Raw genomic sequence first — 14,399 nt, 5'->3', positions numbered from 1 at the left:
GCTTTTCAAAAGTGAGCCGCTGTAAGAGCGGAACCAATCTCAGCCATCACCCAAATAACGGATATTCACTCACTCACTCACTTAATCAATCAACCCAGCCCCAACCGCTCATGCCACTCGGCAATCGACTCCTCTGGATACTCCTCAAACTCCAGGTCCCCCGCGCGAACACTCACCTCAACCCACGGCGCCTTCGACCCCAGCATCAAATGCGTATGCTCCGGCGGCACCGGCAACGGCGTATCAATCGCCGAAGCAAACGGATGAATCAACTCCGGCCACTGCGGACTGAACAACCACAACCCCGACCCACACTGCGAACAAAAATGCCGCTCAGCCGTACTCGCATGCGCACGGCTATCCCCCGGCTCTTTCATCCGCGCGTGATAAATCGAAATCAACTTGCGCCCCCGCACCTTGAGGCTCCTGGCATCCCCCCCAAGGTTGATCGCATACCCGCCACCCCCCTGGGTCTTGCGACAAATCGAGCAATAACACCGCTGATAAGGGTAGGGATGCGCACTCTCAAGACTGAACGAAACCGCGCCGCAATGGCAGGAACCTTCAAGCTGCATGACCAGATCTCCTTCGCAAAAGGGCAACGTTAGCTTAGGCGCCCGGCAGCCGGGGCGGTTCCATCTCGGGCATCAAGGTCGCGATCAACGCCCGAATCGTCCCCGGCAACGCCTCCAGTTCCCGCACCAGAATACTGCGCTCGCGCACTGCCCAAACTTCATCCAGCTTCACCGTCACCAGTTGCATGGTCCGGCTGTGCCGCACGGCGGCCGACTCGGGAATGATGCCGATCCCCACGCCCGCCTCAACCATCCGGCAGATCGCCTCGAAGCTCGACATTTGAATGCGCAACGACAAGTGCTTGCCCAGCCGCTCCACATGCTCACGCAGGAAACTCAGCAACGTGCTGCCGTCATGCAAGCCGATATGTTGATAAGCCAGGGTTTGCTCCAGCGTCACCGAAGGCAGGCCCGCCAGCGGATGCCCCACCGGTACCGTCAGCACCAGGTGGTCGGTGCTGAAGTGCAGCACCTGCAAACCCGACGCTTCCACAGGCCCGGCGATGATGCCCATGTCGCTGGTGCCATCCAGCACGCCCCGCACGATATCCCGCGACAGCCGCTCCTGCAGGTCCACCGTCACGCCGGGGCGCTGGGACAGGAAGCCGGCCAGCACCTCCGGGAGAAACTCGGTCACGGCGGTGGTGTTGGCAAAAATGCGGATATGCCCGGCCGAGTCGATGCCGTATTGGGTGAACTCGCTTTTCAGGTAATCCACCTGGCGCATGATCAGCCGCGCATGGTGCAGCAGTCGTTCGCCCGCCGGGGTGATCTCCACGCCACGGCTGTCGCGGTACAACAGGCGGGTGTCGAGCTGGCCCTCCAGGGCCTTGATCCGCGCACTGGCGGCGGCCGGCGAAAGGAACGCGCGCTTGGCGCCCTGGGTCAGGCTGGGGGATTCGGCGATATGGATAAACAGGCGTAAGTCAGCCAGATCAAAGTGCATGCAAGGCTCCGGGGCAGCGACGAAGAACCCATGTGGGAGCTGGCTTGCCTGCGATAGCGGTGGGCCAACCAAAGCAGTGTTGACTGACAGGGCGCTATCGCAGGCAAGCCATCTCCCACATTGATCATCCGGGTTCTTGAGATCTTTTTATGGGCGATGGCGTTCAGCATAGCCGAACGCTGCTTTATTGAAATGCAAATTCTCAGAACGGCCAGGGCCCAGCATGATCCGGTTCAGATTCCCTGCCCGAGGACATGCACCTGATGAGCGCCACAGACTGGATCGGCCGTAGCGAAACAGCCCACGACCACTTGAGCCACAACCTGCTCAAACGCATCGCCGCCACCTTTGGCGAAGCGGCACCGGCAGATGGCGAGCCGGTTCCGCCCTTGTGGCAATGGTGCTTTTTCCAGGACCCGCTGCCCGAATCCGCCCTGGGCGGTGACGGTCATCCCGCCCGTGGCGGTTTCCTGCCGCCGGCCGATAATCGCAACCGCATGTGGGCCGGCGGGCGCATCGAGTTCTTCCATGCATTGCGTGCCGGTGAGGCCGCCACCCGCGTTTCGACCATCACCCAGGTGGAAGAAAAAACCGGTCGCACCGGCTCGTTGTTGTTCGTCACCGTGCGCCACGACTATTCCCAGGACGGCCGCCTGGCCCTGCGCGAAGAGCAGGACATCGTCTACCGCGAACCCACACCGCCCAAGCAGGGCAGTGGTGACGCGCTCCCCGAAGGCGCCTGGCGTGAAGCGGTCGACCCGACGCCAACCCTGTTGTTCCGCTACAGCGCCGTAACCTTCAACGGCCACCGCATTCACTACGACTACCCCTATGTCACCGGCACCGAAGGTTATTCGGGGCTGGTGGTGCACGGTCCGCTGATCGCCACCTTGAGCCTGCGCGCATTTTGCCGCGCCAACCCCGCGGCCACGTTGCGCCGTTTCTCGTATCGCGGCGTGCGTCCGTTGATTGCCCCGCAAGCCTTTGAAGTGGGCGGGCACGTCACCGCGCCGGGCGTCGCGGAACTGTGGGCGGGCAACGCCGACGGCCTGGCCCAGCGCGCCGAACTGCATTTCGAATAAACCTCCAAGAACAACAGGCGGAGAGCCGTTAATGAACCCGAATGACAACGAAGAACTGAATGCCATCCGCGAAGGCGTGCGCGCACTCTGCGCCGAATTCGACGCCGCCTACTGGCGCAAGGTCGATGAAGAAAAGGGCTTCCCGGAAGCCTTCGTCAAAGCCCTGACCGACGCCGGCTGGCTGTCGGCAATGATCCCCGAAGAATACGGTGGCTCCGGCCTGGGGCTGGCGGAAGCCTCGGTGATTCTGGAAGAAGTGAACCGCTGCGGCGGCAACTCCGGCACCGTCCACGGCCAGATGTACAACATGTTCACCTTGCTGCGTCACGGCAGCGAAGCACAGAAACGCTTCTACCTGCCCAAGCTCGCCAGCGGCGAATTGCGCCTGCAGTCGATGGCCGTGACCGAGCCCACCACCGGCACTGACACCACCAAAATCAAGACCACCGCAGTCAAGCGTGGCGACAAGTACGTGATCAACGGCCAGAAAGTCTGGATCTCGCGGGTGCAGCATTCCGACCTGATGATCCTGCTGGCCCGCACCACGCCGTTGGCCGAGGTGAAGAAAAAATCCGAAGGCATGTCGATCTTCCTGGTGGACTTGCGGGAAGCCATCGGCAACGGCCTGACCGTGCAGCCCATCGCCAACATGGTCAACCACGAGACCAACGAACTGTTCTTCGACAACCTGGAGTTGCCGCTGGACAGCCTGATTGGCGAGGAGGGCAAGGGCTTTCGCTACATCCTCGACGGCCTCAACGCCGAACGCACCCTGATTGCCGCCGAGTGCATCGGCGATGGCCGCTGGTTTATCGAGAAAGCCAGCGCCTATGCCCGCGACCGCGTGGTATTTGGTCGGCCCATCGGACAGAACCAGGGCGTGCAGTTCCCGATTGCCGAAGCCCATATCGAGATCGAAGCGGCCGACTTGATGCGCTGGCGTGCCTGTGAGGAATACGACAGCGGCGCCAATGCCGGGGCCAGCGCGAACATGGCCAAGTACCTCGCGGCCAAGGCTTCCTGGGAGGCGGCCAACGCCTGCCTGCAAACCCACGGCGGCTTCGGGTTTGCCTGCGAATACGACGTGGAGCGCAAGTTCCGCGAAACCCGCCTGTACCAGGTTGCGCCGATCTCCACCAACCTGATCCTGTCCTACGTGGCCGAGCATCTGCTCGAACTGCCACGCAGCTTCTGAGGGCCCGACCATGAGCCATACCCAAGCGCTGTGTCGGTTTCTCGCCGAGTTGAATTACGCACAATTGCCGGACGCCGTACTCGCCCGCACCGAAGACCTGTTCCTCGACTGGCTCGCCTCGGCGCTGGCCAGCAAGGGCGCGCATCCGATCCCGCTGTTCGAACGTTATGCCCGCAGGATGGGCCCGGCTGATGGCCCGGCGCAGATCATCGTCAACGGCGACAGCAGCAGTGCCTATTTCGCCGCGCTGGTGAATGGCGCGTCGTCGCACCTGGTGGAGCAGGATGACCTGCACAACAGCTCGGTATTGCACCCGGCGACCGTGGTGTTTCCGGCGGCATTGGCGGCGGCGCAAGACCTCGGCAAGTCCGGTCGCGAGCTGCTGCTGGCCTCGGTGGCCGGTTACGAAGCCGGGATTCGCATCGGTGAGTTCATGGGCCGTTCCCATTACCGGATCTTCCACACCACGGCCACCGTCGGCACCCTCGCGGCGGCGGTGGCCGTGGGCAAATTGCTCGACTTCAACCAAGAGCAATTCATCAACCTGCTGGGCAGTGCCGGCACTCAGGCGGCCGGGCTGTGGGAGTTCCTGCGGGATGCCGCCGACTCCAAGCAACTGCACACTGCCAAGGCCGCTGCCGATGGTTTGCTGGCGGCATATCTGACGGCGGACGGGCTGACCGGTGCGCGCAATATTCTGGAAGGTGATCAGGGGATGGCGGCGGGCATGTCCACCGACGCCGACCCAGGCAAATTGTCGGATCGCCTCGGCAGCCGCTGGGCGCTGCTGGAAACGTCGTTCAAGTTCCATGCTTCATGCCGGCATACCCATCCGGCCGCGGATGCGCTGCTGGATCTGATGCAGCGCGAAGGGCTGGGCCATGAGCAGATCGCCCATGTGGAAACCCGCGTTCACCAGGGCGCCATCGACGTTTTGGGCCGGGTGACGCTGCCGCAGACCGTGCACCAGGCCAAGTTCTCCATGGGCACCGTGCTGGGGTTGATTGCCGTGCATGGCAAGGCCGGGCTGACCGAGTTTCACGAGCTGGCGCTGAGCGACGGGGACGTGGCGGCGTTTCGCGACAAGGTCTCCATGACCCTCGACACCGAAGTCGACGGTGCCTATCCGCAGCGCTGGCTGGGCCGGGTGATCGTGACCACCGCCGATGGTCGCACCCTGCACGGCGCCATCGACGAACCCAAGGGCGACCCGGGCAACACCCTGAACCGCTCGGAGCTGGCCGACAAGTTCCAGCGCCTGACTCAATTCAGCGGTGCCCGCACACCCGCGCAAACCACCGGGCTGATCGAAAAAGTCTGGGACCTGCGCAACGCCGCGTCCCTGGCTCACTGGCTTTAAGGAACTGTCATGACCGCTAATCAACGACCGCTGGACGGCATCACCGTTGTCAGCCTGGAACACGCGATTGCCGCACCGTTCTGCACTCGCCAGTTGGCCGACCTGGGCGCGCGGGTGATCAAGATCGAACGTCCCGGCGCTGGCGACTTTGCCCGGGGCTATGACGAGCGCGTGCGCGGCCTGGCCTCGCATTTCGTGTGGACCAACCGCTCCAAGGAAAGCCTGACCCTGGACCTCAAGCACGACGATGCCGGGGACATCCTGGAAACCCTGCTGGCCGATGCCGATGTGCTGGTGCAGAACCTCGCACCGGGCGCGGCCGCGCGCATGGGTTTGTCATTCGAGGCGCTGCATGAGCGCTTCCCGCGGCTGATCGTCTGCGACATCTCCGGCTATGGCGAGGGTGGCCCGTATGAAAAGAAAAAGGCCTACGACCTGCTGATCCAGAGCGAAGGCGGCTTTCTCTCGGTCACCGGTGGCCCGGGTGAAGACCAGATGGCCAAGGCCGGCTGCTCCATCGCCGATATCTCGGCCGGGATGTACGCCTACAGCGGCATCCTCTCGGCGCTGCTGCTGCGGGGCAAGACCGGGCAGGGCAGTCGCATCGACGTCAGCATGCTGGAAAGCCTGGTGGAGTGGATGGGCTACCCGATGTATTACGCGTTCGACGGCGCGCCCCAGCCACCGCGCGCGGGTGCGGCGCATTCGACGATCTACCCCTACGGGCCGTTTCCCACCGGCGACGGCGGCACGGTGATGCTCGGGTTGCAGAATGAGCGGGAATGGGCGGCGTTCTGCGACAAGGTGCTGCTCACCCCGGAATTGGCCACCGACGAGCGTTTCTCGGCCAACTTCAAGCGTTCGGAAAACCGCGACGTGCTGCGCCAGATCATCGTCGACCGTTTTGCGCAGATGAGCGCCGAGGGCGTGATCCAGCGCCTGGAAGACGCGCAAATCGCCAGTGCACGAGTCAACGACATGCAAGGCGTGTGGGACCACCCGCAGCTCAAGGCCCGGGACAGCTGGCGGGAAGTCGACAGCCCGGCGGGCAAGTTGCCGTCGTTGCTGCCACCGGCGCGCAATGCTGCGTTCACCCCGCGGATGGATGCGGTGCCGGGGCTGGGGCAGCACAGCCAAGGGATTCTCGACCAGCTGGGTTACTCCGCTGAAGCCATCGACGGCCTGCGTATCCGCGGCGTTATCTGACAAGGAATCGAACGATGCCAACCTCTCTTGTGCGCTCTGCGCTGTTTGTACCGGGCAGCCGACCGGAACGTTTTGCCAAGGCCCTGGCCAGTGGCGCCGATGCGGTGATTGTGGATTTTGAAGACGCGGTGGAAGAGCCGCTCAAGCGTCAGGCCCGGGACAACCTCGGGGTGTTTTTGCAGGCGACGCCGGCGGCGCGGGTGTGGGTGCGGATCAACGCGCCGGAGCATCCCGAGCATTTTGCCGATGTGGCGTTCTGTCAGGCCCACGCCGGGGTCGCGGGGGTGTTGCTGCCCAAGGTTGAAAGTGCGGCCCAGGTGGCCGTGGTGGCTGCAACGGGCAAGGCTATCTGGCCGATTATCGAGAGTGCGCGGGGTTTGCTGGCGGTGGCGGAAATCGCCCATGCGCCGCTGGTGGAGCGCCTGTCGTTTGGTGGCCTGGACCTGGCGCTGGACTTGAACCTGAGCAGCGGCTCCCCGGCCGCGCAATTTGCCCTGGACCAGGCTCGCCTTGCCTTGATCGTGCATTCCCGCGCCGCCGGGCTGGTGGCGCCGCTGGACGGCGTGCACCCGGCGATCGACGACCCCGAAGGCCTGCGCCGTTCGATTCGGCATGCCTATGAAATGGGCTTTGCCGGCGCGTTGTGTATCCATCCCAAGCAGGTGGCGGTGATTCACCAGGCGTTGGCCCCCAGTGCCGAGGATCTGGCCTGGGCCAAACGGGTGGTGGACGCTGGTGCCCATGGGGCCGGGGCGTATCAGCTGGACGGGCAGATGGTGGATGCACCGGTGTTGTTGCGGGCCCAACGATTATTAGCCGCGCAACCGTAGAAATGTGGGAGCGGGCTTGCTCGCGAAAGCGGTGGTTCAGCCAGTGCATCCGGTGACTGGCACACCGCTTTCGCGAGCAAGCCCGCTCCCACATTGGATCTCTGTCGTTTGCAAAATCGGCGTTCGTCCACGCCGAACGCAGGTATCTAAAATTCGAAATTCTCTATACGCGTGACATCAGGCACCTTGCCCTATAACACAACAATAAGAAGGTGATTTTCCATGCTCAAGCTTTCTCGGGCGCTGTTCTGCGCCGCCACCTTGTTTGCCGCGGGCCTGGCCCAGGCGGCCGACCCCATCGTGATCAAGTTCGCCCACGTCGTCGCGGAAAACACCCCCAAAGGCCAGGGCGCCCTGCTGTTCAAGAAGCTCGCTGAAGAACGCCTGCCCGGCCGGGTGAAAGTCGAGGTGTACCCCAACTCCTCGCTGTTCGGCGACGGCAAGGAAATGGAAGCGCTGCTGCTGGGCGACGTGCAGATGCTGGCGCCGTCCCTGGCCAAGTTTGAGCAGTACACCAAGCAAGTACAGATCTACGACCTGCCGTTCCTGTTCAACGACCTGGCGGCGGTCGACCGTTTCCAGGCGGCCCAGGGCAAGGCGTTGCTGACCTCGATGCAAGACAAGAACATCCTCGGCCTGGCCTATTGGCACAACGGCCTCAAGCAACTGTCGGCGAACAAGGCATTGCGTGAGCCCAAGGATGCCCGTGGCCTGAAGTTCCGCGTGCAGGCCTCCAGCGTCCTGGAGGAGCAGTTCAAGGCGATCCGCGCCAACCCGCGCAAGATGAGTTTTGCCGAGGTGTACCAGGGCTTGCAGACCGGCACCGTCAACGGCACCGAGAACACCTGGTCGAACTATGAAAGCCAGAAGGTCAACGAAGTGCAGAAGTACTTCACCGAATCCAACCATGGCCTGATCGACTACATGGTGATCACCAACGCCAAGTTCTGGAACGGCCTGCCGCCGGATGTACGCACCACCCTGGACCAGGTCATGGTTGAAGTCACCGTCGAGGTGAACAAGCAGGCCGAGGCGCTGAACCAGTCGGCCAAGCAGAAGATCATCGACGCCAAGACCAGCGAAATCATCGAACTGACACCGGAGCAACGCCAGCTCTGGCGCGAAGCCATGCGCCCGGTGTGGCAGAAGTTCGAAGGTGAAATCGGCGCTGACCTGATCAAGGCGGCCGACGCGTCGAACCAGTAATTTGGAGAGCACCGAGATCAAATGTGGGAGCGGGCTTGCTCGCGAATGCGGTGTATCAGTCACCGAATGCATCAACTGAAAGACTGCATTCGCGAGCAAGCCCGCTCCCACATGTTGATCCGGTTCCCGCCTCCAAGCCTTGCACACACCTATCTCCGCTTCGCGAGGTTTTGCCATGCAAACGCTAAGGCGCGTCTGGGAGCACCTGGAGGAAGGCTTTATCGCCATCCTGCTGGCCGCCATGACCCTGGTGACTTTTGTCTACGTCATGCTCAACAACATCTACACCCTGTTCTTTGCCCTTGCCGACAAGTGGGCGTGGAGCAGCGGTTTCTTCAACGCCCTGGGTGACCACACCATGGGCTGGGCCCAGGACATGACCTGGAGCGTGGCGCTGACCAAGGCCATGTTCGGCTGGCTGATTTTCTTCGGCATCTCCTACGGCGTGCGCACCGCCGGCCACTTGGGCGTGGACGCGCTGGTCAAGCTGACGCCGCGCCGGGTGCAGCGCCTGCTGGGCATGCTGGCTTGCCTGTGCTGCCTGGCCTACGCCGGGTTGTTCATGGTTGCCAGCTACAAATGGCTGAGTGCGGTCACCACCGCGCACATCGGCGCCGAAGACCTCGACAAGTTCGGCATCGACGTCGACGACATCGTGGTGATCGTGCCCATCGGCTTTGCCCTGGTGTTCATCCGCTATCTGGAAATTTTCTACCGCATCTTCACCCACCGCCAAACCGGGCTGGGCCTGGCCGACGAAGCCGGTGAAGCCAGCAAGTTGGCCGGCAGCCATGAGGAGCGTCACTGATGGCCGTTCTGTGTCTGTTTTTGCTGCTGTTCGTGTTCATGTTCCTCGGTGTGCCCATCGCGATTTCCCTGGGGTTGTCGGGCGCGGTGTCGATCCTGATGTTCAGCCCGGACTCGGTGAGTTCCCTGGCAATCAAGCTGTTTGAAACCTCGGACGCCTATACCTTCCTGGCGATTCCGTTCTTCCTGTTGTCGGGTGCGTTCATGACCACCGGTGGCGTGGCGCAGCGGCTGATCGACTTTGCCAACGCCTGCGTCGGGCATATCCGCGGCGGGCTGGCGATTGCGGCGGTGCTGGCATGCATGCTGTTTGCCGCACTGTCGGGCTCCTCGCCCGCGACAGTGGCGGCGGTGGGTTCGATTGCCGTGGCGGGCATGGTGCGCTCGGGCTACCCGAAGGAATTCGGCGCCGGGATCATCTGCAACGCCGGTACCCTGGGCATCCTGATTCCGCCGTCGATCGTGATGGTGGTGTACTCGGCCGCCACGGAAACCTCGGTGGGCAAGCTGTTCATGGCCGGGGTGATTCCGGGCCTGCTGCTGGGCTTGATGTTGATGGTCGCGATCTACATCGTCGCGCGCATCAAGAAACTGCCGGCCCAGCCACGGGCGACCTTTCGCGAGTGGCTGACCTGCGCCCGCCGGGCATTCTGGGGCCTGTTGCTGCTGGTGATCATCCTGGGCGGGATCTACAGCGGCATGTTCACCCCGACCGAAGCGGCGGCGGTGGCGGCGGTGTACTCGGCGTTTGTCGCGCTGTTCATCTACAAGGACATGAAGATCAGGGATTGCCCCAAGGTGCTGCTGGAGTCCGGGCGCCTGGCGATCATGCTGATGTTTATCATCGCCAACGCCATGCTCTTCGCTCACGTGCTGACCACGGAGCAGATTCCCCAGGAAATCACCGCGTGGGTGATCTCCGAGGGCCTGACGCCGATTGGTTTCCTGATCATGGTCAACGTGGTGTTGCTGGTGGCGGGCAGCTTTATGGAGCCGTCGGCGATCGTGCTGATCCTGGCGCCGATCTTTTTCCCGATTGCGATGAAGCTGGGGATCGACCCGATTCACCTGGGAATTGTGATGGTGGTCAACATGGAGATTGGCCTGGTGCATCCGCCGGTGGGGTTGAACCTGTTTGTGACCTCGGCAGTGACCGGGCTGACGCTGGGGCAGACCATCCGCGCGGCGTTGCCGTGGCTGATGATCCTGCTGGTGTTCCTGATCATGGTGACTTACCTGCCGTTCATATCGCTGGCCTTGCCGCATTGGCTGGGGATGTAAACCCAACTTGAATCACGCCACAAAACAATGTGGGAGCGGGCTTGCCCGCTCCCACATTTGAGGTGTGCAGGGATTTATTTATCCATCGCACTCAAGATCGCATGGGCCACTTTTACCCGTTCGGCATTCGGGTAGTTCTTGTTCGCCAGGATCACCACCCCCAGGCCTCTGCTCGGCACGTACGCCACATAGGCGCCAAAACCACCGGTGGCGCCAGTCTTGTTCACCAGCGTGTCGGCATGGGGCGCTTGCGGTGGTGTCAGCCAGTTGACCTTGTGGGGCTGAAAGGCCATTTGCGCCGAGTTGCCTTGGGTCAATGCATCCAGCGTGATTGGGTAGGGGTACATCTCCCAGCCGAGGCCCTGGGTCATGCCATCCACCGTGTAGTAGCCGGTGTGGGTTGCGGCAATCGCCTGTTGCAGCGGCTTCTCCAGCTTCGCCGGGTGCATGTTCACTTCAACGTACTGAATCAGGTCCGAGGTGCTGGTCTTGATGCCGTAGGCCTCGGCGTCCAGGGCGCCAGGCCCTACACGCACCGGTTTGCCGGCCTTGTCGTAACCCTGGGCGTACAGGTTCATTTGTGACTTGGGTACGCTGATAAAGGTGTGCTTGAGGCCGAGTTTCGGCAGCAGGGTCTGCGCCATCAACCGGTCAAACGGCTGGCCCAGGCTTTGCGCTGCCAGGTGGCCGAACAGGCCGATGCTCGGGTTGGAATACAGGCGTTGGGTGCCGGGAGCGAAGTCCGGTTTCCAGTGCTGGTAGTAGCTGATCATCTTGCCGGCGTTATCGGACTCATCGGGGAATTGCAGGGGCAAGCCACCTGCGGTGTAGGTGCCGAGGTTGAGCAGGCTGATGTGGTCAAACGTGGCGCCGCGCAATGCCGGCAGGTATTGGCTGGCCGGGTCCGACAGCTTCAGCTTGCCGTTGGCCAGGGCATAGCCGGCGAGGGTGGCGGTGAAGGTCTTGCTCACCGAGCCGATTTCAAACAGGGTGTTTTCGGTGACGGGCTGCTTGCTCTCCTTGCTGGCAACGCCGTAGTTAAAGTATTGCGCCTTGCCGTTCTGTACGATCGCCACCGACAGGCCGGCGATGTCCTGTTGCTGCATCAGGGGCTGGACCGTACTGTCCACGACCTGGCGCATATCGGTAGCCGCCATGCAGTTGCCTGCGCCGAGCAATAAGGCGAATATCGCGGTGTTGCGCACGGTTGGAAAAAGAGATGTGTACATGATGACGTGACTTCCATGAAGGTGATCGGGTGAATACCGTTGCCTGCGCAGGCGCCGCAAATCTAGGCAGTTTGTGATCCCGCGGCAAACGATGATATCTCGCAACAGCCATTAGAAAAATTAGGGTCAAGCCATGCTCCGTTCCCATTTGCCACTCAACGCGCTGCGAGCCTTCGAGGCCTCCGCACGGCATTTGAGTTTTACCCGGGCGGCGATTGAATTGTGCGTCACCCAGGCGGCGGTCAGTCACCAGGTGAAAAGCCTGGAGGCGCAGCTCAATGTCACGCTGTTCAAACGCCTGCCCCGGGGTCTGATGCTCACCAGCGAGGGCGAGACCCTGCTGCCGGTGTTGCGCGAATCCTTCGACCGGATAGCTCAAACCTTAGGCCAGTTTGAAGGTGGGCATTACCGCGAAGTATTGACGGTAGGCGCGGTGGGCACCTTTGCGGTGGGCTGGCTGTTGCCGCGGCTTGCGGATTTCCAGGCGCGCTACCCGTTTATCGACTTGCGCCTGTCCACCAACAACAACCGCGTCGACGTGGCGGCCGAAGGCCTGGATTACGCAATCCGGTTTGGTTCCGGCGCGTGGCACGGCACCGAGGCGTGCCAATTGCTGGAGGCGCCGCTGACGGTGCTGTGCGTGCCGCAACTTGCTCGGCAATTGCAGACTCCGGCGGACCTGTTGAAGCACACGCTGCTGCGCTCATATCGTGCGGATGAGTGGACGCAATGGTTCCAGGCCGCGGGCTTGCCTGCCGATACGCTGGTGCCGCGCAGTATCGTTTTCGACTCGTCCCTGGCGATGATGGAGGCGGCGCTGCAAGGGGCGGGGGTGGCCCTCGCGCCGGCGATGATGTTCAGCCGGCAGTTGGCGACGGACGTGATTCGCCAGCCGTTCGAGATCGGCATCACCACCGGCAGTTATTGGCTGACGCGCTTGCAGTCACGGGCCGAGACGCCGGCGATGCTGGCGTTCAAGACGTGGTTGCGTGAAGTGGCCATGCATTGAGGTTGGGTCGACGCTGTGGCGAGGGAGCTTGCTCCCGCTGGGCCGCGAAGCGGCCCCAAAGAAGCGGCGGTGTTAGTTCAGCAAGAACGCGGCGGATGGTTTCAGGGTCGCTGTGCAACCCAGCGGGAGCAGGCTCCCTCGCCACAGGTTATTCTCCCACTCGGTCTGCCCATTGATCATAAGAGGCTGCAATGCAAACTTCCGGCGTAGACATCCGTCAACTCAAGGCCTTCGTGGTGGTGGCCGAGGAGCTCAGCTTCGTGCGCGCCGCGACCCGCCTGCATGTCTCGCAACCGGCGCTGTCCCAGACCATCCGCCAGTTTGAGGCGCTGCTGGACGTACAACTGTTCCAACGCAACACCCGCAACGTAGCACTGACCGAAGCCGGCCTGGCCTTGCTGGTAGAAGCGCGGGAAATCGTCAATGGCGTAAGCCGCCTCGTACGCACCGCCCACGAACATGCACGCGGCGTACGCGGCTCATTGAATATCGGCTTCCTGATCGGCGCGGGTGTGGACTTGATGCCGCAAATCCTCAGCGTGTTCGCCAGGCGCTACCCGGAGATCGAACTGGTGGTGCGCGAGTATGACTTCGGCTCGCCCCATGCCGGGATCGACGAGGGCATGGACGTATCGGTGCTGCGCCCGCCACTGGGCCTGCCGGACATCGAGTTGCACACCCTGGTGACCGAACCCTGCGTGGCGTGCCTGGCGTCCAGCCACCGGTTGGCCGGGGAGAGCAGCGTGAGCATCTACGATGTGCTGGATGAGCCGATCATTGCTGCACCGGGAGTGGGCGTGTGGCGCAGTTTCTGGACCGCCGACGCGTACCGCGATGGCCAGCCGGCGCGGATTGTCCATGAAGCTTCGACGGTGGAGACCGAGTTGCAGGCGGTGGCGTCGGAGCGCGGGATCAGTATCACCGCGCTGTCCACTGCACGCTTTTATGCGCGGCCCGGCCTGGCCTTCCCGGTGATCAGCGATATGCCGATGTGTGAAGTGGCGGTCGCCTTGCCGCCACAACCGAGTGTGGCGGCGCGCAACTTTGCCGAGTTGGCGATGGAAGTGGCGAGCAGCCGGGGTTAGTCAGGACAGGTCGTGCAGGGATTTGCCGTTGGGCGCACTTACCTGAAGCTCGGAAAACTCCACCTCCAGCCCGCCACGTTCCGGCGTGCAGCAATAAGGTCCCACCTGATACGACGCAGCCACGGGGAACGGCGCCAGGCGCACCAATGGCCAGCTCACACCATCCACCGACACCTGCACGCGCAGCACGCCCTTGGCCACGGTGGCGCGAATCCAGAACGCCTCGGGATCACCCGGGAACACACCGGTGGCCCAGTCCGACACGCCATCGGTCAATACGCTGCTCAACAGCGTCACACCGTCGGACAGCTCTGCACCGATCTTCACCCAATGCGCTTCATCCACCCGCACCATCAACCCGGCCTGGTCATACAGGTGGGTAAACGCGCTGTGGATCTTGACCTGGGCGGTGAAGTCACCGTCGGTTTCAACAAACAGGAAATGCCCGTTGTCGCGCACAAAACCATAGTGGGTTTCGCGCCAGAAATCGGTGCTGGCATCGGTGCGCACCTTGAGACGCTGGCCTTCTCGGATCGATTGCTGGGGTTGATTGAGCCAACTGGCCTGTTCAAACATCGGGAAGCTCCT

General features: G+C 62.6%; 14 protein-coding genes. 10 read left to right on the top strand and 4 right to left on the bottom strand.

The features are described 5' to 3' along the window. Positions 1-89: 89 nt before the first annotated feature. Together HX824_RS29430 and HX824_RS29425 are read right to left on the bottom strand one after the other, a co-directional pair. Positions 90-575: a GFA family protein gene (locus HX824_RS29430; RefSeq protein WP_087694984.1), complete on the bottom strand. Its 486-nt coding sequence runs from the start codon at positions 573-575 to the stop codon at positions 90-92. A 34-nt stretch (positions 576-609) separates the two neighbouring features. Continuing rightward, complete coding sequence (locus HX824_RS29425) at positions 610-1,521, bottom strand: LysR family transcriptional regulator (protein WP_008436234.1); 912 nt, start codon at positions 1,519-1,521, stop codon at positions 610-612. A gap of 263 nt (positions 1,522-1,784) precedes the next feature. Between HX824_RS29425 and HX824_RS29420 the strand changes: the two genes are divergently transcribed. The 8 genes from HX824_RS29420 to dctM all read left to right on the top strand — a co-directional run bounded on the left by HX824_RS29420 (position 1,785) and on the right by dctM (position 10,488). Beyond that, entirely contained in the window at positions 1,785-2,603 is an 819-nt protein-coding gene (locus HX824_RS29420) for a MaoC family dehydratase N-terminal domain-containing protein (protein WP_177009472.1), read from the top strand. A gap of 31 nt (positions 2,604-2,634) precedes the next feature. After that, the gene (locus HX824_RS29415) at positions 2,635-3,798 is read left to right on the top strand and encodes an acyl-CoA dehydrogenase family protein (protein ID WP_177019774.1); all 1,164 of its coding nucleotides are present in this window, start codon (positions 2,635-2,637) and stop codon (positions 3,796-3,798) included. A 10-nt stretch (positions 3,799-3,808) separates the two neighbouring features. After that, positions 3,809-5,158, top strand: a complete 1,350-nt coding sequence (locus HX824_RS29410; protein ID WP_177055791.1) for an MmgE/PrpD family protein — start codon at positions 3,809-3,811, stop codon at positions 5,156-5,158. Positions 5,159-5,167: 9 nt separating this feature from the next. Further along, on the top strand, positions 5,168-6,364 hold the full coding sequence (locus HX824_RS29405; protein WP_087694990.1) for a CaiB/BaiF CoA-transferase family protein: 1,197 nt from the start codon (positions 5,168-5,170) through the stop codon (positions 6,362-6,364). Between the two features lie 14 nt (positions 6,365-6,378). Further along, positions 6,379-7,194: a CoA ester lyase gene (locus tag HX824_RS29400; protein ID WP_003215055.1), complete on the top strand. Its 816-nt coding sequence runs from the start codon at positions 6,379-6,381 to the stop codon at positions 7,192-7,194. A 222-nt stretch (positions 7,195-7,416) separates the two neighbouring features. Beyond that, positions 7,417-8,400: a C4-dicarboxylate TRAP substrate-binding protein DctP gene (gene dctP, locus HX824_RS29395; protein WP_003215057.1), complete on the top strand. Its 984-nt coding sequence runs from the start codon at positions 7,417-7,419 to the stop codon at positions 8,398-8,400. Between the two features lie 175 nt (positions 8,401-8,575). Continuing rightward, positions 8,576-9,208 carry a TRAP transporter small permease gene (locus tag HX824_RS29390; protein ID WP_003215060.1) on the top strand — a complete coding sequence of 211 codons (633 nt, stop codon included), beginning with the start codon at positions 8,576-8,578 and terminating at the stop codon, positions 9,206-9,208. Then, on the top strand, positions 9,208-10,488 hold the full coding sequence (dctM, locus tag HX824_RS29385) for a C4-dicarboxylate TRAP transporter large permease protein DctM (RefSeq protein WP_003215062.1): 1,281 nt from the start codon (positions 9,208-9,210) through the stop codon (positions 10,486-10,488). The genes HX824_RS29390 and dctM overlap by 1 nt, the downstream gene beginning before the upstream one ends. A 74-nt stretch (positions 10,489-10,562) precedes the next feature. On the opposite strand, the gene ampC is transcribed toward dctM, so the two are convergent. Beyond that, complete coding sequence (gene ampC / locus HX824_RS29380; RefSeq protein ID WP_177029130.1) at positions 10,563-11,717, bottom strand: class C beta-lactamase; 1,155 nt, start codon at positions 11,715-11,717, stop codon at positions 10,563-10,565. A 133-nt stretch (positions 11,718-11,850) separates the two neighbouring features. Between ampC and HX824_RS29375 the strand changes: the two genes are divergently transcribed. Both HX824_RS29375 and HX824_RS29370 read left to right on the top strand, forming a co-directional pair. Continuing rightward, a complete protein-coding gene (locus HX824_RS29375; protein ID WP_003215066.1) occupies positions 11,851-12,726 on the top strand; it encodes a LysR family transcriptional regulator in 876 nt (291 codons plus the stop codon). A 191-nt stretch (positions 12,727-12,917) separates the two neighbouring features. Beyond that, positions 12,918-13,811 (top strand): LysR family transcriptional regulator, encoded by an 894-nt coding sequence (locus tag HX824_RS29370; RefSeq protein ID WP_087694998.1) that lies wholly within the window; start codon positions 12,918-12,920, stop codon positions 13,809-13,811. Here HX824_RS29370 and HX824_RS29365 read toward each other — a convergent pair whose 3' ends face one another. Continuing rightward, on the bottom strand, positions 13,812-14,387 hold the full coding sequence (locus HX824_RS29365) for a DUF1349 domain-containing protein (RefSeq protein WP_177055789.1): 576 nt from the start codon (positions 14,385-14,387) through the stop codon (positions 13,812-13,814). Positions 14,388-14,399 lie beyond the last annotated feature (12 nt).

This window comes from Pseudomonas sp. D4002, from assembly GCF_013385665.1.
Lineage (GTDB): Bacteria > Pseudomonadota > Gammaproteobacteria > Pseudomonadales > Pseudomonadaceae > Aquipseudomonas.
Note: the sequence above shows the minus strand (reverse complement) of the source record. Positions and strands in the feature narration are given on the sequence as shown.